The sequence below is a fragment of the Aeromonas sp. 3P genome, from assembly GCF_051919745.1.
GTDB classification, from domain to species: Bacteria; Pseudomonadota; Gammaproteobacteria; order Enterobacterales; family Aeromonadaceae; genus Aeromonas; species Aeromonas veronii.
This window is the reverse complement of the sequence record NZ_JBQBED010000001.1, coordinates 971,427-993,177: the sequence shown is the minus strand read 5'-3', so window position 1 is coordinate 993,177 and position 21,751 is coordinate 971,427. Positions and strand designations below refer to the sequence as shown.

The window sequence follows — 21,751 nt, the reverse complement described above, 5'->3', positions numbered from 1 at the left end:
CCATTACTAACGGCTATTCATGCAACAAGAAACCTCACAAGAGAGCTGGCCAGTATTCAAACGCCTGCTCGGTTATGTCCGTGATCGCAAGCTGGGCCTGGTCGGTGGCATCATAGGGATGCTGGGCTACGCTGCCGTGGATACCACCTTTGTCTACTCCATCAAGCCGCTGATCGATCAGGGCATCAATGGCAACGACAGCACCGTTTTGAAATGGATGCCTTTCTTCGTCCTCGGCATTGTGGCCCTGCGCGGTGTCGCCAACTTTCTCTCCAACTACTGCATGGCCTGGGTCGGCAACCACGTTGTGATGCGTCTGCAACAGCAGGTGTTCAATCACATGGTGGCGATGCCGATGAGCTTCTTCGACCGTCAGAACACCGGTCATCTGCTCTCCAAAGTGACCTATGACGCCAGTCAGGTCTCCTCGGCGGCGAGCACCACGCTGGTGACCCTGGTGCGGGAAGGGGCGACCGTGGTCGGGCTGCTCGGCCTGATGTTCTGGCACTCCTGGCAGCTGTCAGTGATTTTCCTGGTGGTTGGCCCGCTGGTGGGTGTCATCATCGGCCTTATCAGCCGTCGTTTCCGCCAGATCAGCCGTCACATTCAGCAGGCGGTGGGGGATATCACCACCTCCACCGAGCAGATGCTCAAAGGGCACAAAGAGGTGCTGATGTTTGGTGGCCAGAAGGTTGAAGAGAAACGCTTCTTCCAGGTCAGCAACAACATGCGCCAGCAGACTATGAAGATGGTCGCCGCCGATGCCATCGGCAGCCCGGTGGTGCAGATGGTAGCCTCCATCGCGCTGGCGGCCTTCCTCTACGTCGCGACCATTGACAGCGTCAAGTCAACTCTGACTGCCGGTACGTTTACCGTCATGATCACCTCCATGATGATGCTGCTCAAGCCGCTGAAAAGCCTGACCGACGTCAACAACCAGTTCCAGCGCGCCATCACCGCCTGCCACAGCCTGTTTGGCCTGCTCGACACCGAGCCGGAGCAGGATACCGGCACCCGCACTCTGGAGCGTGCTCGCGGCGAGATCGAGTTTCGCAACGTCACCTTCACCTACCCGACCAAGGACACCCCGGCGCTGCACAACGTCAGCTTCAAGGTGGAGGCGGGTAAATCGGTGGCGCTGGTGGGCCGTTCCGGCTCTGGCAAGAGTACCATTGCCAGCCTGTTGACCCGTTTCTACGACATCGATCAGGGCGAGATCCTGCTCGACGGCATCAACATCCGCGAATACAAGTTGAGCGAGCTGCGCAAGCAGTACGCGCTGGTCTCCCAGCATGTCCACCTGTTCAATGACTCGGTGGCCAACAACATCGCCTACGCCGCAGAAGACAAATACAGCCGCGACCAGATCGTGCAGGCCGCCCGTATCGCTCACGCCGACGAGTTCGTCAGCAAGATGAGCAACGGGTATGACACTGTGGTTGGCGAGAACGGTGCATCCCTCTCCGGTGGTCAGCGCCAGCGTGTTGCCATTGCGCGCGCCCTGTTGCGCGATGCGCCGGTTCTGCTGCTGGATGAGGCCACCTCGGCCCTCGATACCGAGTCCGAGCGCCACATTCAGGCGGCTATCGACGAGCTTTGCAAGGCGCGTACCTCGCTGGTGATCGCCCACCGTCTCTCTACCATCGAGAAGGCGGACGAGATCCTGGTGATCGACGAAGGTCATATCGTCGAGCGCGGTAACCACGAAGCATTGATGGAGCAGCGTGGCACCTATGCCCAGCTGCGAGCCATTCAGTTTGGCAACGCGGGAAGCAAGGCCTGATGCTGGAACGGCTCTGGTATCGCAAAAGTGGCTGGCGCTGGTTGCTGGCCCCCTTTGCCCTGCTGTTTGCCATCATCAGCGGCACCCGCCGCTACGCCTATCGTCACGGCTGGCGCAAGGGGTATCGCGCCTCCTTGCCGGTGATCGTGGTGGGCAATATTTCGGTGGGGGGCAACGGCAAGACGCCGGTGGTGGTCTGGCTGGTGGAGCAGTTGCAAGCCCGCGGCTATCGCCCCGGGGTGGTGAGCCGTGGTTATGGTGGCAAGGCGCCCCATTACCCCTATCGTCTGGATGAAACCAGCACCACGGCGCTGGCGGGGGATGAGCCGGTGCTGATTGCCCGGCGCTGCGGCTGCCCCGTGGTGGTTGCTCCGAAACGTGCCGACGCGGTACGACTGCTGGAGCAGAGCGGTGAGGTGGATATCATCATCACCGACGATGGTCTGCAGCACTATGCGCTGGCCCGCGACATCGAGTTGGTGGTGGTAGATGGGATGCGCCGTTTCGGCAACGCCTGCTTGCTGCCGATGGGGCCGCTGCGCGAGCCGGTCACTCGCCTCAAACGGGTGGACGCCATCATCTGCAACGGCGGCGAGCCGGGCAAGGGGGAGTACCCCATGCAACTGGTCGCCGATGCGCCGCGTCGGGTATGCGACGATGCCCCGCTGGCTGCCCCCTTGTCGGGGCCGGTCGATGCGCTGGCGGGGATCGGTCATCCTCCCCGCTTCTTTGCCACCCTGGAAGGGCTCGGCTACCCGCTGGATCAGCAGGCCGCCTACGGCGATCATCACCCCTTCGATCGGGATGAGCTGGTTGGCCGCTTTGCCAGCAAGCCGCTGCTGATGACCGAGAAGGATGCGGTCAAGTGTCGTCCGTTTGCCCTCGCAAACTGGTGGTATCTGCCGGTCAGCGCCGAGTTGCCCGCTTCCCTGCTCGATGCCCTGCTGCACAAGCTGGGGGTGAAGGCAAAGGGCGCGACCAGGGCGCAAGATTAATCTCTCTTGCCTGAGCGGGGGAGAAGTGGACCAATAGCGGTCCCGTATGGAATATCTGGTTGCTCGACATCCATCGCTGGCGTGATGAAGCCGCCAGCGCGACATCGTGAAGGAGTATCGTTTTGGCTTTGGACATCAAGTTGCTCGACATCATCGCCTGCCCGGTCTGCAAGGGTAAGCTGCATTACAACAAAGCAGTTCATGAGTTGGTCTGCCGCTTCGACAAGCTGGCCTATCCGCTGGAAGAGGGGATCCCGGTACTACTGGAGAACCGTGCCCGTCCGCTCAACAGCGATGAGCTGCCGTCATGAGTTTCGTCGTCGTCATTCCGGCCCGCTATGCGTCAACCCGTCTGCCGGGCAAGCCGCTGGCGGATATCCATGGCAAGCCCATGGTGCAGCACGTGGTGGAGAAAGCCCTGCAATCGGGTGCCGATCGGGTGATCGTCGCCACCGATGACGAGCGGGTGCAGCAGGCACTGCTGAGCACCGACGTCGAGGTGTGCATGACCTCACCGGATCACCAGTCCGGCACTGAGCGTCTGGCCGAGGTGTGCCGTCACTACGGTTTTGCTACCGATACCATCATCGTCAATGTGCAGGGGGATGAGCCGCTCATTCCGCCCGCCATTATTCGTCAGGTGGCGGACAATCTGGCCGCCGCTACGGCGCCGATGGCGACCCTGTCGGTGCCGATCAAGGATGCCGAAGAGGCGTTCAATCCGAACGCAGTGAAAGTGGTGACTGATAAGGATGGCTACGCCCTCTACTTCAGTCGCGCCAGCATTCCCTGGGATCGGGATCGCTTTGCTGCCAGTGACCGCATTTCTGGGAGCCACGAACAGATTGGTGACCACTACCAGCGTCATATCGGTATCTATGCCTATCGCGCCGGCTTTATCCAGCGTTACGTAGACTGGGCACCGAGCGTGCTGGAGCAGGTCGAGGCGCTGGAGCAGCTGCGGGTGCTCTGGTACGGGGAGAAGATCCACGTCGCCCAGGCCCTTGAAGCGCCGCCGGTCGGGGTGGATACCCAGGCCGATCTGGAGAAGGTGCGCACCTTTTTGGCCAAGTGATGGCCACAGCACTAACGTCATGAAAAACGGTGTCGCAGGGCACCGTTTTTTGTTTTGAAAATTTATATAATTATTTGATTTTAAACGCTAAACATGGGTTTTCTCAAACTTTTGGCGTGCATGGTTTGCCAAAGCGACGAGTTTGGTTATGATGCAAGACGCCCTGTTAACCCTAACCGGGCGGCTAAAACGAGATAAAACGGGGTGTTTGGGTGATAAATGTATTCCTGGTCGATGATCATGAGCTGGTGCGTACAGGGATAAGACGCATTCTTGAAGATGTGCGCGGGATCAAGGTGGTGGGCGAGGCACAGAGCGGCGAGACCGCAGTTACGTTCTGTCGCCAACACCATCCGGACGTGATCCTGATGGACATGAACATGCCGGGTATTGGTGGTCTGGAAGCGACCCGCAAAATTCTGCGGATCCGCCCCGATGTGCGCATCATAGTGCTGACCATTCATTCAGAAAATCCGTTCCCCACCAAGGTGATGCAGGCCGGCGCCGCCGGTTACCTGACCAAGGGGGCTGCCCCTGACGAGATGATCCAGGCGATCCGGTTGGTGCACTCCGGTCAGCGCTACATCTCCCCGGAGATTGCCCAGCAGATGGCCCTCAGCCAGTTTGCCTCCGCTGACGAGAATCCCTTCAAGTCCCTCTCCGAGCGCGAGCTGCAGATCATGATGATGATCACCAAGGGGCAGAAGGTGACCGATATCTCCGAGCAGCTCAACCTGAGCCCGAAGACGGTCAACAGCTACCGCTATCGTCTGTTCAGCAAGCTGGGGATCAACGGTGACGTGGAACTGACCCATCTGGCCATTCGCTATGGCATGCTGGATGCCGATACCCTCTAATCGGGTGGCGTGTGGTCACAAAGGCGGCGAGTGCCGCCTTTTTGCTTTTCTGCCCCTTTGCTTTTCGGGCGACGAGGGCAGTATGCTCTGCCCGTCAATTTTTGCCTTTGTGTGAGCCGAGTAGCTGATGACCCTCTCTCCCGAACCTCTCTTCGACAGCAAGGCGTTTCTGAGCGCCGTTACGCACCAGAGCGGCGTCTACCGCATGTATGACAGCGGTGGCACCGTGATCTATGTGGGCAAGGCCAAGGATCTGAAAAAGCGGCTCGCTTCCTACTTTCGCACCAACGTCGACAGTATCAAGACCCGCACCCTGGTGCGCCAGATCGCCGATATCCAGGTCACCGTCACCCACACCGAGACCGAGGCGCTGATCCTCGAGCACAACCTGATCAAGCAGTACCAGCCCCGTTATAACGTGCTGCTGCGGGACGACAAATCCTACCCCTGGATCATCATCACCGCGCACCAGCATCCGCGTATCGGCGTCCATCGCGGCGCCCGCAAGATCAAAGGAGAGTACTTCGGCCCGTACCCCTCTGGCGGCGCGGTGCGTGAGAGTTTGCATCTGATGCAGAAAATTTTCCCGGTGCGTCAGTGCGAGGATGCGGTCTATGCCAACCGCACCCGTCCCTGCCTGCTCTACCAGCTCAAGCGTTGCGCTGGCCCTTGCGTGGCCGGATTGGTGAGCGAGGCCGAATATGCCCAGCAGGTGGAGCTGGCCAAGCTGTTTCTGGCGGGCAAGAACCAGCAGGTGATTGGCGAGCTGGTGGGCAAGATGGAGTCTGCCAGCGGCGATCTGCGCTTTGAAGAGGCAGCCCGCTATCGGGATCAGATCCTGGCGCTGCGGCGGGTCACCGAACAGCAGTCGGTGAGCGGCAACGTGCTGGACGAGCTGGATGTGGTGGGGGTCGCCTTCCAGCAAGGTGCTGCTTGCATCCACGTGCTCTTTATTCGTCAGGGCAAGGTGCTGGGCTCGCGCAGCTACTTCCCGAAAGTGCCGGCCGATACCCAGCTCGACGAGGTGGTGCAATCCTTCCTGCTGCAGTTCTATCTGTCGGGGCAGGGGGGGCGGCAGATCCCGAGCGAGGTGCTGCTCGATGTGGCTCTCGAAGATGAAAGCGTCATCGCCGAGACCCTGAGCCAGACAGCAGGCTACAAGGTGCGGGTGGTGAGCCGTACCCGCGCCGAGCGGGCCCGTTTTATCAAGCTTGCCTCCATCAATGCCGAGACGGCGCTACGCTCGCGGCTGGCTCACAAGAGCACCATCACCGCTCGCTACGACCAGCTGGAAGAGCTGCTGGAGCTTGAGCGCCCCATCGCTCGCATGGAGTGTTTCGATATCTCCCACACCATGGGGGAGCGCACCGTGGCCTCTTGCGTGGTGTTCAACCGGGAGGGGCCGCTCTCATCGGAATATCGTCGTTTTAATATCGACGGTATCACCGGCGGTGATGACTACGCAGCGATGGAGCAGGCGCTGGAGCGCCGCTTTGGCAAGCAGCAGGAGCCGGACAAGGTGCCGGACGTGCTGTTTATCGACGGTGGCCTCGGCCAGTTGCGCCGCGCCGAAGAGATCCTGGCCCGTCAGCTGGAGTTCCTCGGCGGCAAATATCCGCTGCTGGTGGGGATTGCCAAGGGGGTGACTCGCAAGGCAGGGTTGGAAACGCTCATCATGGGGGAGAGTCACGAAGAGTTGCATTTACCGGCAGATATGCCCGCTTTGCACCTGATTCAGCATATTCGCGATGAATCCCACCGTTTTGCCATTACCGGCCACCGTGCCAGACGGGCCAAGGCCCGCACCAGCAGCAGTCTGGAGGATATTCCGGGGGTGGGGCCAAAGCGGCGACAGGCGCTGCTCAAATATCTGGGCGGCCTGCAGGAGGTCAAAAAGGCGAGCGTGGATGAACTGGCCAAGGTACCCGGCATCAGCCAGGAGCTGGCCCAGGCCATCCACGATGGCTTGCACAGCGCCTGAGCTGGGTTAGCCGCATGGCAAAATCGCTAACTCCTTGATGCACAAGAGCCGTGACGCGGGGGGGCCGTAAATGCCATAATGGCCCTCGCATTTTGAGAAGATTGATGGATTAAAAAGACCAAGACGGGCGCCAGTGCGGTTGCATCGCAAATCGGCTTTGGCGCACTATGTAGCGACGTACAAGAAGTGGCTGAAAATAATGACAAATATACCTAACCTGTTGACGTTTTTCCGGATTTTGCTCATTCCCGTCTTCGTCATCCTGTTCTATCTGCCTTATCAATGGTCCTATCTGGCTGCCGCCATCATCTTTATTCTGGCCGCTGCCACCGACTGGTTTGATGGCTATCTGGCTCGCAAGCTCAATCAGTCCACCGCCTTTGGCGCCTTCCTTGACCCGGTTGCCGACAAGATCATGGTTGCCGCCGCACTGGTAGTCATCGTTGAACACTACAACACCATTTGGGTGACCATCCCCGCCATGACCATGATTGGCCGCGAGATCATCATCTCCGCCCTGCGTGAGTGGATGGCTGAGCTCGGCAAACGCTCCTCGGTGGCGGTCAGCTGGATTGGCAAGTGGAAGACCATGATCCAGATGGTGTCGCTGACCGGTCTGATTTGGCAATACAACGTCTGGATGGTGTGGCTCGCCTATGTGATGCTCTATGTCGCCACCGTGCTCACCTTCTGGTCGATGTTCCAGTACATGAAGGCAGCCTGGGGCGATTTGACCCACCACGCCAACCTGTGAGTCACTTGCGCCGCAAGGTGATGTTTCCACTGATTTGAGGCAGGAAACGTCCAAAGGCGCTAAAACTGTTCAAAAAGGGCAAAAAATGCCCGAACGATCAGGTAATTAAATATTTCTGGTTGACTGGGCGAGGAACATCGCTAGAATGCGTCCTCGTAGTCAGGCAGTCAGCCAGACCAATGCGGGAATAGCTCAGTTGGTAGAGCACGACCTTGCCAAGGTCGGGGTCGCGAGTTCGAGTCTCGTTTCCCGCTCCAAATTCAGACAATCGAGAGCCAACTCTCTTTTGCATGGCGCGTTAGCAAAGCGGTTATGCAGCGGATTGCAAATCCGTTTAGTCCGGTTCGACTCCGGAACGTGCCTCCATATTGACAAGCCCGCCACGCGAGCTTGATACCGATTGCGGTGCCCGAGTGGTGAAATCGGTAGACACAAGGGATTTAAAATCCCTCGACGTTCGCGTCGTGCCGGTTCGATTCCGGCCTCGGGCACCATTAAAATCAAAGAGTTACGAAAGGCCGCTAGAAATAGTGGCCTTTTTCTTTTGCCTAAATGGCGCCAAAGTGGCGACAGCGTTTTTTTGAGGGGCTTACCTCTTCTTCTCATGGGTAGTGGTACGGTCTTCTTGTATGATGCCGCTCTGCCTGATGGCGCACTTCATGCGGCGCCTTTCCTTGGCCATGTCTCAGTGCGCTGTCAGGCAGAATGAGAAGGGCCCCACATTGTGGGGCCCTTCTCGCATCCAGATATCACTCCGGCAGTTCTGCCAGTTTCACTTCGAGTTGCAGGCGATTGGTGTAGCCCTGATCGGTGTACAGATCTAGTTATCACCTGACACCGGCCTCAAACCGGTGTCTTGTTTACGCTACTTTAGTGTGCACTTCCTTCGGTATCAATTTCAGCCCCTTCTTGAACATGGTATAGGGGGTTTGACCCTCCATCATCCTGCCCTGATGTGGCCGCTGGGTGTTGTAGTGCTCTAGGTAGCTTCCAGGTCTGTCTGCATCTGTTCTACCGACTCATACCAGGTTGTCCTCCCCTTGATACGGAAGTGTTCATCCAGCAAGGTTCGATGTAGCCGCTCGATAAAGCTGTTGCTCTATGGCCTGCGTACCTTGGTTGTCCGGTGCTCAATCCCCTCCAGTTGCAGGAACAGCTCGTAGGGATGGTGGTCAGGACGCCCACAGAACTCGCGCCCGTTGTCCAACAGGATGGTATAGACCCGCGCCTCGTGGGCCTCGAAAAACGGCAGCACCGTTTCATTGAGCACATGAACCGAGGTCACCGGCAGCTTGCTGGTGTAGAGCCGCCCCCTGGCGTGGCGGCTATAGCAGTCCAGCACGGTTTGCAGATGCACCTTACCAACCCCCTTGAGCGCGCCGACGAAGAAGGTGTCGACCGCCACCAGTTCCCCGGTGTAGTGAACCTCAATCTGGCGTTCGCGAAACTCGGGGCTGAAGCGTTCTAACAGGCGAATTTGTTCGTCATTGAGCTCAATGGTCTGCTCACGGTGAGTTTTCTCAAGGCGCAAAAAGCGGTCGTGTTTAGAGAGCAAATCGTGGCGTTGCCACACGCCACGTACTCCACCGGCACTGACGTTGATACCTTGCAGGGCCAGTTCTTGTGCTACCCGCAGTGGGCCATGAGTTGGTCTGGTGAGGGAGTAATCAAGGATGGCCTGTTCAATCTCGGGCGCAACCCGGTTGGGATTAGCCCCTTTACAGCCAGGCAATTTGTCAAGCAAGCCCTCGGCGCCATAGGTCTGGTAATTACGGCGAATTTCGTAGAACTGCTGACGGCTGTAGCCGATGAGCTTGCAGGCTTTGCTGACGTTATTGAGCTCTTTGGCGAGCTCTAGCAGGCTGAGTTTGCGACGTGCTACTTTCTCGTTGGTGGTCATATGGTGACTCCGGATAACACGGTAGGGGTACCGTTTTGTTATCCGGTTTGAAGCCGTATGACCACTCCCTTTTGTGGGCAACTGTCAGGTGAATACCATCTCCATACACTTTGTCACGTAGCGGCTTGCTCATAAGACCTGCTGAATGACGTCAGTTTGAGACTCTTGAGGTGTCAGAGAACGCGGGGCGATTAGCGTTGATATATTGGATGTTTTTATACCGTTAGTGACAGATGGATGCGGTCTGTTAAAAAGGGCGAGATCGTTCAGATCTCGCCCTTTTATATCAATATATCCCGTCATCTTTCTTATCGGATCAGGCCCCCTGTTCCGGGCGGGCGTCCGGGATCAGCGGATCGGCTTTGCGGCGGCGCAGCAGGCGTACCAGCGGGGGCAGGGCGATTACAACGATGGCCAGCACCAGCAGGGTCTGGCTGATGCCGCTGCTCCACAGGATGGTGGTATCGCCATTGCTAATGGAGAGGGCGCGGCGCAGGTTCTGCTCCAGCATTTCACCCAGCACGAAGCCCAGAATGAGCGGTGACATGGGGAAGTGCATCTTGCGCAGCAGGTAGCCAAAGACCCCGAGGGCCACCATCAGCAACAGGTCGAAGGTGGTGCTGTGCACCGCATAGACTCCCACTGCCGAGACGCTGGCGATGGCGGGCACCAAAAACCAGAGCGGGATGGAGAGCATGCGGGTAAAGAGCCCCACCATGGGGATGTTCATCACCAGCAGCATGACGTTGGCCAGCAAGAGGGCGGCGATCAGTCCCCACACCACATCGGGCTGTTCGGTGAACATGGTGGGGCCCGGAGTGATGTTGTAGAGGGTCAGTGCCCCCATCATCACCGCCGTGGTGCCCGAACCCGGCACCCCCAGGGTCAGCATGGGGATAAAGGAGCCACAGGCTGAGGCGTTGTTGGCCGCCTCCGGCGCGGCCACGCCGCGAATGTCCCCTTCGCCGAATTTGGCCTTGGGCCCCGCCAGGCGCTTCTCGGTCATGTAGGTGATGGCACTGGCGATGGTGGCACCGGCGCCGGGCAGAATGCCGACGAAGAAGCCGATGGTGGAGGAGCGCAGCATGGTGCCGGTGCAATGGACCAGCTCCTTGAAGTTGAACAGCATCCGTCCGGTGGTGCGCACCAGCTTGCCGCCGCCACTGGTGTGCTCCAGCATCAGCAGGATCTCGCTCACCGAGAAGAGGCCGATCACCACCACGATAAACTGCACACCGTCCGAGAGGTGAACGCTGTCGAAGGTGAAGCGATAGACGCCGGTGTTGGCATCCACCCCGACGGTGGCGAGTCCCAGCCCAATCAGCGCCGCCATAAAGGACTTGAGCGGGTTCTGGCTCATCATGCTGCCAAGGCAGGCGATGGCGAACACCATCAGGGCGAAATACTCCGCCGGGCCGAAGGCCAGTGACCAGCGCGCCAGCGCCGGGGCGAACAGAATGATCCCGCCGATGGCGAGCATGGAGCCGACAAAGGAGCTGACCGCCGAGATGGAGAGGGCCACTCCCGCCTTGCCCTGCTGGGCCATGGGGTAGCCATCCAGCGCGGTCATGATGGCGGCGGCATCCCCCGGCACGTTGAGCAGGATCGAGGAGATCCGCCCGCCATACTCACAACCGATATAGACGGTGGCGAGCAGAATGAGCGCCGATTCGGGGGGCAGTTTCAGGGCAAAAGCCAGCGGCAACAGGATGGCGACCCCGTTGATGGGGCCAAGGCCCGGCAGCAGGCCGACTACGGTGCCGACAAAGCAGCCGATCAGGGCAATCACCAGATTCTCCGGGGTGAGTGCCACCGCAAAGCCCTGGGATAGGTACATCCAGGTATCCATATTGACTCCTTAAGAGAACCAGACGCCGAGGGGCAGGGTGACATCCAGCAGCCGGTCGAAGGCGAGATAGAGCACCAGACCGCCGACAACGCCGGAGAGCAGGGCGGCTTTGGCAGAGGCGCCAAACAGGCGCCCCAGAACAAAGGTGAGCAGGGTGGTGGCCAGCGGAAAGCCCAGCCACTCGAAGCTGGCACCGTACCCGGCCAGCGCCACCACCATGATGGCGAGGTGGCGCAGGGTACGCAGCGGCGGCCAGGTAACGGTGTCCGGCTGGCGGCGCAGCAGCAACAGGGCGCACAGCGCCATCAGGCCGATGATGCCGAGCGGGAAGGGGCGCGGCCCCAGCGGCTCATAGCTGTATTCGCTCTGGTACTGCCAGGCGAGGGAGGCCCCCGCCAGACAGAGCAGCAGCCAGATGGCGGCGAAGATGCGATCGCTCATGGCTGCGGCTCCTATTTGGCCAGACCGAAGGCTTTGGCCTGCTCGCGATATTGCGCTACCTGCTCCTTGACGTAGCTGTCGAGGGCCTCGCCGGTGAGGTCAAACTCGAACAGGCCGCGCAGATCCCGCTGCGCCTTGAAGGTGTCGGTCTTCACCAACTGATCGAAGGTCTGCTTCCACCACTGGTATTCGCTGTCGCTCACCTTGGGGCCGACATAGAAGCCACGGATCACCGGCCACACCAGGTCATAACCCTGCTCCTTGGCGGTGGGGATGGTGGCCAGCTTGCCGGGCAGCCGCTCGGCAGAGAACACCGCCAGCACCCGCAGTTTGTCGCCGCCGATATAGGGCACCATCTCGCTCAGATCGCCGGAGACCGCCTGCACATGGTTGCCAAGCAGCGCGGTGACCGGCTCGCCACCCCCTTCAAAGGCGACGTAGCGCATCTTGTGCGGGTCAACCCCGGCCTGTTTGGCCAGCAGCGCCGTCTTCATCCAGTCCTGACTGCCGATGGAGGCACCCGCGCCGATCACCACGCTATTGGGATCGCGCTCCATGGCGCTCACCAGCTCCTTGAGGTTCTGATAGGGGGCATCGTGGCGCACCGCGATCATGCCGTAATCGGTCCCCACCGCCGCCAGCCAGCGCACATCGTCCACCCCGTAGCGGCCAAATTTCCCCTGTGAGAGGTTGAGCAGGGAGCCACCGGAGAAGGCGACCACGGTGCCCGCCTCGGCAGGGCGCTGGGCCACGATGGCGTTGTAGGCCACGGCGCCGACCCCGCCCGGCATGTAGGTGACCCGCATCGGCTTGTCGATGGTGCCGGTCTCCTGCAGGCTCACCTGCAGCAACTTGCAGGTGAGATCGAAACCACCGCCCGGTTTGGCCGGTGCGATACATTCGGTACGGCTCGGGGTCGTGGCACTTTCGGCCGCCTGCAGTGGCAGGGCGCCGAGCAGGGTCAGCAGGGCGAGGGCATGACGTGTGCGTTGCTTCATGGTTGTGTGCTCCATCTTGTCGTTGTTTTTCCTGGGTGTGACTCCGTCGATAGACGAAGTGATGCGGAATTGTTAAAACAACAACCTTTCATTCACCTTTCAATCGCTGACCAAGAGCCGGGAGTGTGACCCTGATCGCACCTTCTCCCGCAATGGCAGTGACGAAGGGATGCAGTTGAAGCAGTGCGGCTGAATGCCGTGGTTAGGAACAAGGGGAGAGGGATGCGCTTGCTGTTGGCGGAAGATAATCACGAACTGGCCCACTGGCTGTCGCGGGCACTCACCAGCGCCGGTTTCGCGGTGGATTGGGTGGCTGACGGAGCTCAGGCTGACCACCTGCTGCGCCACGAACAGTACGCGCTGGCGGTGCTCGATATCGAGATGCCCAAGCTCGACGGGCTGGCGGTACTCGGCCGGTTGCGCAGTCGGGGGCAGGGGGTGCCGGTGCTGCTGCTCACCGCCCGCGGCGCGGTGGAGGAGCGGATCTGCGGTCTCAATGCCGGAGCCGATGACTATCTGGCCAAGCCGTTCGATCTGGGGGAGCTGGATGCCCGGTTGCGAGCCCTGCTGCGGCGCAGCGAAAGCGGTGGTGCCGAGTTGCGGCTGGGGCGTCTGACCCTGCATCCCGACGGCTATTTTCTGCTGGCCGATGCCCGCCTTGCCCTGACTCCGCGCGAACTGGCGCTGCTGACAGCGCTGATGTACCGCCACGGGCGGCCGGTTGCCAAGGGACAGCTGTTCGAGCAGGTGTTCAACCTCGATGACGAGGTAGGGCTCGACAGCATCGATCTCTATATCCACCGGCTGCGCAAAAAACTGGTGGGCAGCGGGGTGGTGATCACCACACTGCGCGGGCTGGGCTATCTGCTGGAAGCGGCGCCGGAGGCCTCCCATTAGTCGCTCCCTGCTCCATCAACTACTGCTGTTTCTGGGGGGCCCCTTGCTGATCCTCTGGGCCGCCTCGGCCTGGTACAGCTACTACGGTGCGCTGGCGGCGGCCACCTCGGCCTATGATCGCACCCTGCTTGCCTCGGCCCGCACCGTCGCCGAGCGGCTGACGGCAAACGATGGTGTTCTCAAGGTGGATGTGCCCTATGTGGTGCTCGACAGCTTCGAGCGCAACATGCGCGATCGCCTCTTCTATCAGGTGCGCGGCATCGACGATAGGGTCATCTCCGGCTTTGACGATTTGCCCCCCATGCCGGTCGGCACGCCCCTGACCGACCGCTATCCGGCGCTCGCCTACTTCTACGACGGCCTCTATCAGGAGGCGCCAATCCGCGCCGTGATGCTGCTGCAACCGGTAGGCGAGGGGGGCGTCACCGGCATGGCCCGCATCACGGTGGCGGAAACCCTGCTCGGCCGCCAGCAACTGGCACAGCAGCTGCTCTGGTCGGCCGTGCTAACGCAGGGGGCGCTGGTGGTGCTCACCCTGCTGCTCGCTTATCTGTTGCTCAAGCGGCTGCTCACCCCGATGCGCCGCCTGTCGCGGGAGATCCTGCGCCGCGATGCCGCCACGCTCGCTCCCTTGCCGGATCTGCTCCCCTGGCAGGAGACCCGGCCGCTGGTGCAGGCGTTCAACCGCCAGCTGGCCCGATTGCGCCAGCTGGTGGCCCGGCAGGAACGTTTCAGCGCCGATGCCGCCCACCAGCTGCGCACCCCGCTCACCATCCTGAAAACCCAGGTTGAGGTGGCGCGCGGCAGCGGCGATCCTGCCCTGATGAGCGAAAGCCTCGATGCCATGGCCGTGCGGCTCGATCACACCATCGCCCTGACCGAGCGGCTCCTGCTGCTGGCCCGGCTCAAATCGGACGAGTGCTCCGGGCTGCGCCTGCGGGATCCCATCGAGTTGACGGCGCTGGTGCAGCAGGCCTGTCTGTCACGGCTGGCGCAGGCGCGCAGCAAGGGGATCGATCTCGGTTACGAAGGGGAGGAGTCCGCCGTCATGGTGGCAGGGGAGCCGCTGCTGCTCGGGGAGCTGTGCGCCAACCTGCTCGACAACGCCATCAAATACACCCCGACCCACGGCACGGTGACGGCGCGGGTGGTGCACGGCAACGGGCAGATCTGGCTTGAGGTGGAGGATAGCGGCCCCGGCATTGCCCCCGAGCTGGCAGAGCGGGTCTGGCAGCCGTTCCAGCGCCTCGAGCAGGGGAGCGAACAGCCGGGAGCAGGGCTTGGTCTGGCGCTGGTGCGCGACATCGCCCACTACCACCACGGCGAGGTGGTGCTGCTGCCTGCCACTCAGCTGGGTGGCTTGCTGGTGAGGCTGATCTTGCCGCTGGCAAAATAGTGAAGGTGATACAAAAAGAGAGGGCACCTCGCGGTGCCCTGTTTATCTACACATAAGATGGCGTTGGGTTGTCAGCTGCGGATCTTGTTGAAGACAAACAGGACGATAAGGGCACCCACGGTGGCGATGGCAATGCTCGAAATATTGAAGCCGGTCACCGAGCCCAGACCCAGCAAGGTGCCCACATAGCCGCCGACCATGGCGCCGACAATCCCCAGCAGGGCGGTCATGAAGAAGCCACCACCATCGCGGCCCGACATGATCCACTTCGCCAGAATACTCACCAACAGTCCCAATACGATCCAGGTGATAAAGCCCATGGATTAATCCTCTCTGTGTGTTTGAGCCCGCATTATAGGCAGGGATGCCGGGATGCGAAGGGCCAGACGGCGCTGGCCGGTCACAAGCTGTCGGACGGCGGCCAGTGCTGGTCGGGCTGCACAGTCCGGTTATGAGCGGCTGAATGGCGGTATGTGCACCGCCAAACAGGGGCGGGGATGGCCCACGTAAAGGCCAAAATGAGAAAAGCCCGTCAGCGGGGCCGGGTTTGTGACGGGGTTGCACCCTCACTTCTTGAGGTATTTTCTGATCGCCTTGCCTGAGGTGCCGACTGCCTTGACCGCCCGTTTCAGCTGGACTTCGGTGCACTCGAACATTTTGATCCACTGCTTCATCTCATAGGGATCGTTGACATTGATCTTCTTGGCATCGAACGGGTGAGCGACCGCATTGCTGTCAGGCATACAAACCTCAACTTGTTGAAATACTGGCGAGAAAGACGTTTCTGCCTGAGCGCTATCATCCTCTCAATCGGCAAGGGGCAAGGTGACGGGGTTCACACAACCTGGGGACTGAAGGAGGAGTGCAGGTTTGCTTTGCTGATCTGTGAGCGATCACCACTTAATTCCACCCTCTTCACATCATCAACAACGGGGCCAGAGGCCGGATAAACAACAAGCGCCCTGCCGGGCGCTTGTTGTGGTTATCGCGATGACCCTATTTAGGGTGTTGGGCAGGCGCTTGGCGAGCCACTGTTGCGGGGCCAGAGGGTGGATCCGTCGCTTTCAGAGAGCGGCAGGAATGTGACGCCTTCGCTCATGTTGGCTGGGGGCAGGTCATCCTCCAGCACATACATCCCCATCGGCAGGCTGCCATAACGCTGGTTGGCCTGCACCTGAGCGACCGCGAGGCTGGAGTAACGCAGGCCAAGCAGATCGAAGTGATTACGCCAGTCCCAGCCGGTGAGCCGACTGAGTGCAATCAGCATAAAGTCATTGCCCGGTATGTCGCGCACCCGTTTGCCGCCATAGACCGCATGCCCCGAGTAGGGGAACAGGCTAAAGCCGAGCCTATCCTTGCTGGCATTCCACTGCGCTTCACTGTCGGCTGCCGCGCCGAAGATCCGTGAATGCTGATAGAGCAGAGTGAAGATAGTGAAGCCATCGTTCAGACGGGTGCCATCAGTCAGAATCATACGGTGGGCGCGTAATGCCATCTGGATATAAAACGCCATGCGATAGCCGTTGTGGACGGCGTAGGCATTGCTCTTCCAGGGGGCTTCGTAGCGACTCTCGCCGGTATCGAGCACCTGGCAGTTGGCCCCGAGCACGACGCGGTTGCCACTCCTGTCCCGTACCTGCGCCGCATCAGACATGAACACATAGAAGAGATCCTTGTGATTCATGTGCCCATCCTTGATGGGCGCCGTGTTGCCATCCCTCAGATAATGGGCGCGCCACTTCACCACATAAGGGAAGATGTTGTTGGAGTTTTCCCCCGCCCGGCTGCCGTAGCCACTCCAGTTGTCGGCATCGTCTGCCGCTGCGTACTGCACGTTCAACCGGTTGGTCTGCAGGTTGTGGCCCAGTTCGTGATTGTCGAGCCAGCCGATCGGGCTGATGCTGCCGGAAGAGTCCCACGGGTTGCCACTGCAACCGCTGCCGCAATGGGCATTCTGGTCATAGTTGGCATGCTGGATGATGGTGCGGGTATGAATCGACTCATCGAGACAACCCTCCCCCAGCAGTGCCACGCAGGCGTTTTTAACATCTGCCGGCAGCGACTCATCGAGCCCCTTTCCCTGAATTTTCAGGCCCGCCAGGGTGTAGACGCCATTGATGTGATCCCGGGCGATGCTGTCGAGCAGGGCATTGGTGTCGGGGATGACGCCCCCCACCGCCTTGGTGAAGCGATCCCGGCGCAGATGCTGTTCGGCGCCATCGGCCCGCAGATCGATATGGGGCAGCTCGGTTTGTTCCAGCCGCTCGTTGAACTCGCGTATCTGCTGCTCATCACTGAAATCCATGATGGCCGGATGACGGGTGACGCCCGTGGCGCTTACCTGGACGGCCAGCGATGCTGCCCCCCCTTCCAGATAGAGATAGATAGGGCCGCCATAAGGAGAGGTGAAGGTGACGCTGCCCCCCTTGGCCAAGATCAGTCGTCCGGTGGTCAGCTCCAGCGGGGCTCGATAGATCTTCTGCTCATAGGCGCGATTGGTGTTGGGCCTATGGTAGTTGAGTCGGACGGTAGCAGACACATCGGCGTTATCGGTGCGTCTCAGGGTGATGGTTTGTCCCGGCAGGGCATACCAGCCGGTGGTGGTCCACTGCCCGCTGTAGGGAACCGCAATGCGCCGACTGTCGGTGAGCGTTGCGGGATAGGCATAGTGAGCCGCTTGTCCCTTCACCACCTTGTTGCGATCGGTGACGTACTCCCCCAGATCGGGCTGGGCCGGGGTACGGGGGCGGGCATAGCTCACCAGCCAGTCGGCAAACATCGCCTGCTGCCAGGATTGATGTTCATCCCAGGCAATCGGGTAGTCGATGGCGGCACGGTATTTGTCGGCCAGCAGCAGGGTGGCGGGCAACAGTGTCACGCCGTCACGGGCAAAGGGACTGATCCCGGCCTTGTCGAGGGTGATGGCCGCATTTCTCAGCCAGTCGGCACCCAGCTTGAACTGCTGGTTGAAGCTCTCCGAGCCACCGCAATTGATAAAGTTGCCGCCGCAGCTATCGAGCCACTGGGTAGTGAAGTTGCGATCCAGAAGGTTGCCAAGCAGGGTATCGACCGCTATCAGCTGGGTGTCGGGTGCCATGATGGTGTTCACTGCCAGATCGCTGGCTCTGAGTTTTGACCAGTAGTTGCCCCAGGTGACCAGCCCCATATCGAGATAGAGGGGGCTTAGCAGCGGGCTGGCATCGCGCCGATAGTTGGAGAGCAGCAGCGGGATCCTGGCCGCTTTGGCCTTGGCGATCGCCTCTGCGATCCCCTGATACCCCAGCCCCTGGCGGTCGATATCGCTGATCACGATAAGCTCCGGCGCCATGGTGTCGATACAGTCGCTCAGCGCCTGATAATCGCAGGTATTGGCCGGGTTGATGTTGTGCTTGTCGGGATAGATCGCCTTGAGCCAGTCACGCACGCCTTCGTTGTGGGGAAAATAGACGCTATCGGCGCGACTAGGCATCTGGGTGGTGAGGATGCGCAGGCCATCGCTATCCTTGCCCCGGGTCAGCCAGCCAATCAGCCCCTTGAGCAGCGCCTCGCTCTGCGCTGTGCGGTCAACGGAAAACAGGTTCGCCCCCATGGCGGCCTGACGGTAATCGGCTTGCTCGGAGACCATCACCAGACCCCGGATCTCGCTCTCCCCCTTGCCATTGATGTTGGAGGGGAGCAGGGTCACCGTGCTCTCCGGCTGGAAGCTGGAAAAGGTGATGGAGTCGTGGCTCGGGTTCCAGCTGATCTGTGCCATTCCCTGATAGAGGCTGCGAACCAGTTCGGTGCGGTGCGCCTCACTGTCGGCAATCGTCGCACGGGCATGGGCGATCAGGGATTGCTCGCTGGCAAGGGTATGATCTTCCCGGGCAATCGCATTGGCGGCATCGCTGATAAAGCGGGCCGAGATCTGACAATCGGCGCGCATGGGGGCTGTGGTGTAGGTATTACCCGTCAGGGTGCCCTCACACCCAGCGATCTGCGCCAGTACGAAGCCACTCTCGGGCTGCACGGTGAAACGGCCCTGCTCACCCGCATTCAGGCGCAGGGAGTCGGGGCTTAGCGCCCCCCCCTGAGAAGCGTGGGTGGTGGCGTTGAAATAGACGGCGGCACTCTCCTGCGTGAAGCTGGCCGAGATCTGGCAATCGCTGCGCATGGGGCCAGTGGTATAGGTGAGGCCGTCCAGGGTGCCATCACATCCGCTTATATCGGTCAGGAGGTAACCGCTGTCAGCCTGTACCGAGAAGCGCCCCTGTTCACCCGCCGCCAACCGCAGGTTGGTGGGGTTCAACTGTCCGCCCGCGCTGCTCTGGCTGGATGCCTCGAAATAGTTGGGGGTGACAGGGGGGCGGATAGGGGTCTCTTCCTGTTCGCCATCACCGCCGCCACAGCCTGTGATCAACAGCGCCAGTAAGGGGGTGAGAACCGTCTTTTTCATTGTTTGATACGTTCCTTGTGTTACGACGGGTAGGGGAGTCGGTAGTCTAATGAGCTGCCTTGCTTATTTCAACGCTGATTGAATGGTCATTTTGCTTTATTTTCAGCATCTTGGATGTTTTTTTGGCCGGCTTTTGCCGTATTTGGTGTTGCTGGCGCAGCAGAACCGATAGGGATGGGGCGAGCACCCCATCGGCACAGGCCATACCAGCCTGATCTCATCGTGATACGTCGGTTCACCAGGTTTACAGGGGGGCGCCGGGCCGCAGGTTTTACCTGCAACCCGCACAGGGGGGATGTCAGACGGATGGCTGAGCGGCGGGGTCGATCGTTGCCAGCGCCCGCATTTCCAGCCGCTGCTCGCCGGGGCGGCAGATCAGCACCGAGCCCTGCTCGAACCAGTCTCCCAGCACGATGCGGCGGGCGGGCGGGCCGTCCAGGGTGAAGTCGTGGATGGCGGGTCTGTGGGTGTGGCCGTGGATCATCATTCGGCAGTCGTGGGCGCGCAGCATCTCGTCCACCGCCGCGGGCGTCACATCCATGATGATCTGGCTCTTGTGGGCGTTCTCCATCTGGCTTTGGCCGCGCATCTTGCAGGCGATGGCCTGACGGCGGGAGAGCGGCAGCCGCAAAAAGAGCCAGCGCAGCCACTTGAGCTGGGTGATGCGGCGAAACTTCTGATACCCCTCATCCAGGGTGCAGAGCAGATCGCCGTGGCTGAGCACTACCCGCTCCCCATAGAGGTCGATGACGCAAGGGTCACCCAGCAATGTCATCCCCGCGCGCTTGGCAAACTGCTGGCCCAGCAGAAAGTCGCGGTTGCCGTGGATAAAGTAGATGGGCACGTTCTGCTGGCTCAGGGCCAAAAAGGCGTCGGCCATCTGTTGATGGAGCGGATTGGGGTCATCGTCGCCAATCCAGAATTCGAAGAGATCCCCCAGCACATAGAGGGCATCGGCGCCGGGGGCGTCGTGCTCGAGAAAGCGCACCAGTGCCGCGGTCATATCGGGCCGCTGGGCAGAGAGGTGAATGTCACTGATAAAGAGGGTGCTCATGATGTGGGGATCGGGCTCTCGGTCGAAACAGGGCAAACAGGGGTGGCAGAGGTAGTAGACACAACAGGGGACGAATCGTGCGCTGCGGGCGCCATCGTGCCAGTTGAGGTATGGATATCGTCACGGGATGGCGGCTGCCATGCCAGCTCGGCCAGATTGCGTCCCTCCAGCGTCAGCAGCGCGGCGTAAGGATCGCCCGCCAGACCCAGCAACCGGCACGTGGCCGCTTCCCCTTTCAATCCCTCTTCAAGGCGCAGGCGCAGCACTTCACGGTAGAAGGCATCACCAAACCGCTCGAGCAAAGCTGCCATCAGGGTGAGGTGGCGCCAGCCGTTCAGCGTCTCGATGGGAGCTGGGGTCACGTAGAGCTCCAGCGGCCAGCGGGCCTCGCTCTTGGAGCAATCGCTATCGATACTCTTTTGCTCGAGACAGGAAAAGGTGCGCTCCAGCAGCCAGACATTGTCGCCCTTGGGGCTCGCCTGCCAGCCTTGCTCTGCAAAAGTAGCGGCAAACTCGGCGGGATTTGGATGCTGGCAGAGGATATCGAGATCGCTGCCGGGCCGATCCAGGCCGATGGCGAGCGTGCTCACCAGCGCCAGATCGGCGCACTGCGCGGCCAGCTCATCCCACACACCGGCGGTGAGCAGGGCATGGGCCGAGCGCTGGCGCGGGTTGCCGTGGGCCAGATAGTCGAGGCGGCGCCAGTTCGGACTGGCAGTGGGGGAGGCAGATGGAAAAACTGCGGCCGGGGCCGCAGTTTTGTCTGTGCCGAGTCGGCAGAGATCAGTCAGCAAGGGTCACCTTGGTGATCACCACGTCTTCTACCGGCACGTCCTGGTGGATGCGGCCGTAGTTACCGGTCTTGACGCCCTTGATCTTGTTGACCACGTCCATACCGGCGGTCACTTCACCGAATACGCAGTAGCCGAAGCCCTGAGTGGTAGCGGATTTGAAGTCGAGGAAGTCGTTGTTGTTCACGTTGATGAAGAACTGGGCGCTGGCAGAGTGCGGCTCCATGGTGCGGGCCATGGCGATGGTGCCGATCTTGTTGGAGAGACCATTGGCCGCTTCGTTCTTGATGGGCGCGCGGGTGTCTTTCTCTTCAAAGCCCGGGGCATAGCCGCCGCCCTGGATCATGAAGCCGTCGATGACACGGTGGAAAATGGTGTTGTCGTAGTGACCGTCACGGCAGTATTGCAGGAAGTTGGCCACGGTTTCCGGGGCTTTTTCAGCATTCAGGGTGAGGGTGATGTCGCCGTGATTGGTGTGCAGAGTGACCATGATATGTCCTTTCATTTGATGCGGGCGACGAAGTGCCCGCAGGTGTATGGCATAA

The 21,751-nt window shown here is 60.6% G+C and carries 18 protein-coding genes, 3 tRNA genes and 1 pseudogene; 12 read left to right on the top strand and 10 right to left on the bottom strand.

Going from position 1 to position 21,751, the window contains the following annotated elements:
• Positions 1 to 19: 19 nt before the first annotated feature.
• The 10 genes from msbA to ACTG19_RS04350 all read left to right on the top strand — a co-directional run bounded on the left by msbA (position 20) and on the right by ACTG19_RS04350 (position 7,939).
• On the top strand, positions 20 to 1,783 hold the full coding sequence (gene msbA / locus ACTG19_RS04395; RefSeq protein WP_005359702.1) for a lipid A ABC transporter ATP-binding protein/permease MsbA: 1,764 nt from the start codon (positions 20 to 22) through the stop codon (positions 1,781 to 1,783).
• Complete coding sequence (lpxK, locus tag ACTG19_RS04390) at positions 1,783 to 2,778, top strand: tetraacyldisaccharide 4'-kinase (RefSeq protein WP_113738678.1); 996 nt, start codon at positions 1,783 to 1,785, stop codon at positions 2,776 to 2,778. The genes msbA and lpxK overlap by 1 nt, the downstream gene beginning before the upstream one ends.
• Positions 2,779 to 2,900: 122 nt before the next feature.
• A complete protein-coding gene (locus tag ACTG19_RS04385; RefSeq protein WP_005347033.1) occupies positions 2,901 to 3,089 on the top strand; it encodes a Trm112 family protein in 189 nt (62 codons plus the stop codon).
• Positions 3,086 to 3,853 (top strand): 3-deoxy-manno-octulosonate cytidylyltransferase, encoded by a 768-nt coding sequence (kdsB, locus tag ACTG19_RS04380; RefSeq protein WP_113738677.1) that lies wholly within the window; start codon positions 3,086 to 3,088, stop codon positions 3,851 to 3,853. The genes ACTG19_RS04385 and kdsB overlap by 4 nt, the downstream gene beginning before the upstream one ends.
• A gap of 212 nt (positions 3,854 to 4,065) precedes the next feature.
• The gene (gene uvrY / locus ACTG19_RS04375; RefSeq protein ID WP_005337448.1) at positions 4,066 to 4,710 is read left to right on the top strand and encodes a UvrY/SirA/GacA family response regulator transcription factor; all 645 of its coding nucleotides are present in this window, start codon (positions 4,066 to 4,068) and stop codon (positions 4,708 to 4,710) included.
• 127 nt (positions 4,711 to 4,837) lie between these two features.
• On the top strand, positions 4,838 to 6,691 hold the full coding sequence (uvrC, locus tag ACTG19_RS04370) for an excinuclease ABC subunit UvrC (RefSeq protein ID WP_439988786.1): 1,854 nt from the start codon (positions 4,838 to 4,840) through the stop codon (positions 6,689 to 6,691).
• Positions 6,692 to 6,890: 199 nt separating this feature from the next.
• Positions 6,891 to 7,445 (top strand): CDP-diacylglycerol--glycerol-3-phosphate 3-phosphatidyltransferase, encoded by a 555-nt coding sequence (gene pgsA, locus ACTG19_RS04365; protein WP_031227442.1) that lies wholly within the window; start codon positions 6,891 to 6,893, stop codon positions 7,443 to 7,445.
• A 181-nt stretch (positions 7,446 to 7,626) separates the two neighbouring features.
• Positions 7,627 to 7,702: transfer RNA gene (locus ACTG19_RS04360), tRNA-Gly, on the top strand.
• A gap of 35 nt (positions 7,703 to 7,737) precedes the next feature.
• A tRNA-Cys gene (locus ACTG19_RS04355) sits at positions 7,738 to 7,811 on the top strand.
• A 41-nt stretch (positions 7,812 to 7,852) separates the two neighbouring features.
• Positions 7,853 to 7,939 (top strand) — tRNA-Leu (locus ACTG19_RS04350).
• 366 nt (positions 7,940 to 8,305) lie between these two features.
• On the opposite strand, the pseudogene ACTG19_RS04345 reads toward ACTG19_RS04350, so the two are convergent.
• From ACTG19_RS04345 to ACTG19_RS04330, 4 genes and pseudogenes are all read right to left on the bottom strand, one after another.
• Positions 8,306 to 9,345 (bottom strand): annotated as a pseudogene (locus ACTG19_RS04345) (IS481 family transposase).
• 316 nt (positions 9,346 to 9,661) lie between these two features.
• Positions 9,662 to 11,194, bottom strand: coding sequence for a tripartite tricarboxylate transporter permease (locus tag ACTG19_RS04340; RefSeq protein ID WP_113738674.1), 1,533 nt, complete (start codon positions 11,192 to 11,194; stop codon positions 9,662 to 9,664).
• A gap of 9 nt (positions 11,195 to 11,203) precedes the next feature.
• Complete coding sequence (locus ACTG19_RS04335; RefSeq protein ID WP_439988785.1) at positions 11,204 to 11,635, bottom strand: tripartite tricarboxylate transporter TctB family protein; 432 nt, start codon at positions 11,633 to 11,635, stop codon at positions 11,204 to 11,206.
• Positions 11,636 to 11,646: 11 nt separating this feature from the next.
• Complete coding sequence (locus tag ACTG19_RS04330) at positions 11,647 to 12,633, bottom strand: Bug family tripartite tricarboxylate transporter substrate binding protein (RefSeq protein ID WP_005350924.1); 987 nt, start codon at positions 12,631 to 12,633, stop codon at positions 11,647 to 11,649.
• A gap of 222 nt (positions 12,634 to 12,855) precedes the next feature.
• Here ACTG19_RS04330 and tctD point away from each other — a divergent pair, with 222 nt between their 5' ends.
• Positions 12,856 to 13,530 (top strand): transcriptional regulator TctD, encoded by a 675-nt coding sequence (gene tctD / locus ACTG19_RS04325; RefSeq protein ID WP_005350926.1) that lies wholly within the window; start codon positions 12,856 to 12,858, stop codon positions 13,528 to 13,530.
• A 43-nt stretch (positions 13,531 to 13,573) separates the two neighbouring features.
• Complete coding sequence (locus tag ACTG19_RS04320) at positions 13,574 to 14,926, top strand: sensor histidine kinase (RefSeq protein ID WP_439988784.1); 1,353 nt, start codon at positions 13,574 to 13,576, stop codon at positions 14,924 to 14,926.
• A gap of 71 nt (positions 14,927 to 14,997) precedes the next feature.
• Here ACTG19_RS04320 and ACTG19_RS04315 read toward each other — a convergent pair whose 3' ends face one another.
• The 6 genes from ACTG19_RS04315 to ACTG19_RS04290 form a co-directional block, all read right to left on the bottom strand.
• On the bottom strand, positions 14,998 to 15,246 hold the full coding sequence (locus ACTG19_RS04315) for a GlsB/YeaQ/YmgE family stress response membrane protein (RefSeq protein WP_439988783.1): 249 nt from the start codon (positions 15,244 to 15,246) through the stop codon (positions 14,998 to 15,000).
• Between the two features lie 246 nt (positions 15,247 to 15,492).
• A complete protein-coding gene (locus ACTG19_RS04310) occupies positions 15,493 to 15,669 on the bottom strand; it encodes a DUF3606 domain-containing protein (RefSeq protein WP_005337420.1) in 177 nt (58 codons plus the stop codon).
• Between the two features lie 257 nt (positions 15,670 to 15,926).
• The gene (locus ACTG19_RS04305; RefSeq protein WP_439988782.1) at positions 15,927 to 19,361 is read right to left on the bottom strand and encodes an ImpA family metalloprotease; all 3,435 of its coding nucleotides are present in this window, start codon (positions 19,359 to 19,361) and stop codon (positions 15,927 to 15,929) included.
• Between the two features lie 298 nt (positions 19,362 to 19,659).
• Complete coding sequence (gene lpxH / locus ACTG19_RS04300; RefSeq protein ID WP_439988781.1) at positions 19,660 to 20,415, bottom strand: UDP-2,3-diacylglucosamine diphosphatase; 756 nt, start codon at positions 20,413 to 20,415, stop codon at positions 19,660 to 19,662.
• Complete coding sequence (locus ACTG19_RS04295) at positions 20,412 to 21,209, bottom strand: DUF4269 domain-containing protein (RefSeq protein WP_439988780.1); 798 nt, start codon at positions 21,207 to 21,209, stop codon at positions 20,412 to 20,414. Before ACTG19_RS04295 ends, lpxH begins: the two co-directional genes overlap by 4 nt.
• Entirely contained in the window at positions 21,199 to 21,696 is a 498-nt protein-coding gene (locus ACTG19_RS04290) for a peptidylprolyl isomerase (protein ID WP_005337417.1), read from the bottom strand. The genes ACTG19_RS04295 and ACTG19_RS04290 overlap by 11 nt, the downstream gene beginning before the upstream one ends.
• Between the last annotated feature and the right edge of the window lie 55 nt (positions 21,697 to 21,751).

Coding starts and splice junctions, on each gene's coding strand:
- ACTG19_RS04340 (WP_113738674.1), bottom strand. CDS start 11,194: ATGGATACCTGGATGTACCTATCCCAGGGCTTTGCGGTGGCACTCACC.
- ACTG19_RS04335 (WP_439988785.1), bottom strand. CDS start 11,635: ATGAGCGATCGCATCTTCGCCGCCATCTGGCTGCTGCTCTGTCTGGCG.
- pgsA (WP_031227442.1), top strand. CDS start 6,891: ATGACAAATATACCTAACCTGTTGACGTTTTTCCGGATTTTGCTCATT.
- msbA (WP_005359702.1), top strand. CDS start 20: ATGCAACAAGAAACCTCACAAGAGAGCTGGCCAGTATTCAAACGCCTG.
- ACTG19_RS04305 (WP_439988782.1), bottom strand. CDS start 19,361: ATGAAAAAGACGGTTCTCACCCCCTTACTGGCGCTGTTGATCACAGGC.
- ACTG19_RS04290 (WP_005337417.1), bottom strand. CDS start 21,696: ATGGTCACTCTGCACACCAATCACGGCGACATCACCCTCACCCTGAAT.
- lpxH (WP_439988781.1), bottom strand. CDS start 20,415: ATGAGCACCCTCTTTATCAGTGACATTCACCTCTCTGCCCAGCGGCCC.
- tctD (WP_005350926.1), top strand. CDS start 12,856: ATGCGCTTGCTGTTGGCGGAAGATAATCACGAACTGGCCCACTGGCTG.
- lpxK (WP_113738678.1), top strand. CDS start 1,783: ATGCTGGAACGGCTCTGGTATCGCAAAAGTGGCTGGCGCTGGTTGCTG.
- uvrC (WP_439988786.1), top strand. CDS start 4,838: ATGACCCTCTCTCCCGAACCTCTCTTCGACAGCAAGGCGTTTCTGAGC.
- ACTG19_RS04315 (WP_439988783.1), bottom strand. CDS start 15,246: ATGGGCTTTATCACCTGGATCGTATTGGGACTGTTGGTGAGTATTCTG.
- ACTG19_RS04310 (WP_005337420.1), bottom strand. CDS start 15,669: ATGCCTGACAGCAATGCGGTCGCTCACCCGTTCGATGCCAAGAAGATC.
- kdsB (WP_113738677.1), top strand. CDS start 3,086: ATGAGTTTCGTCGTCGTCATTCCGGCCCGCTATGCGTCAACCCGTCTG.
- ACTG19_RS04330 (WP_005350924.1), bottom strand. CDS start 12,633: ATGAAGCAACGCACACGTCATGCCCTCGCCCTGCTGACCCTGCTCGGC.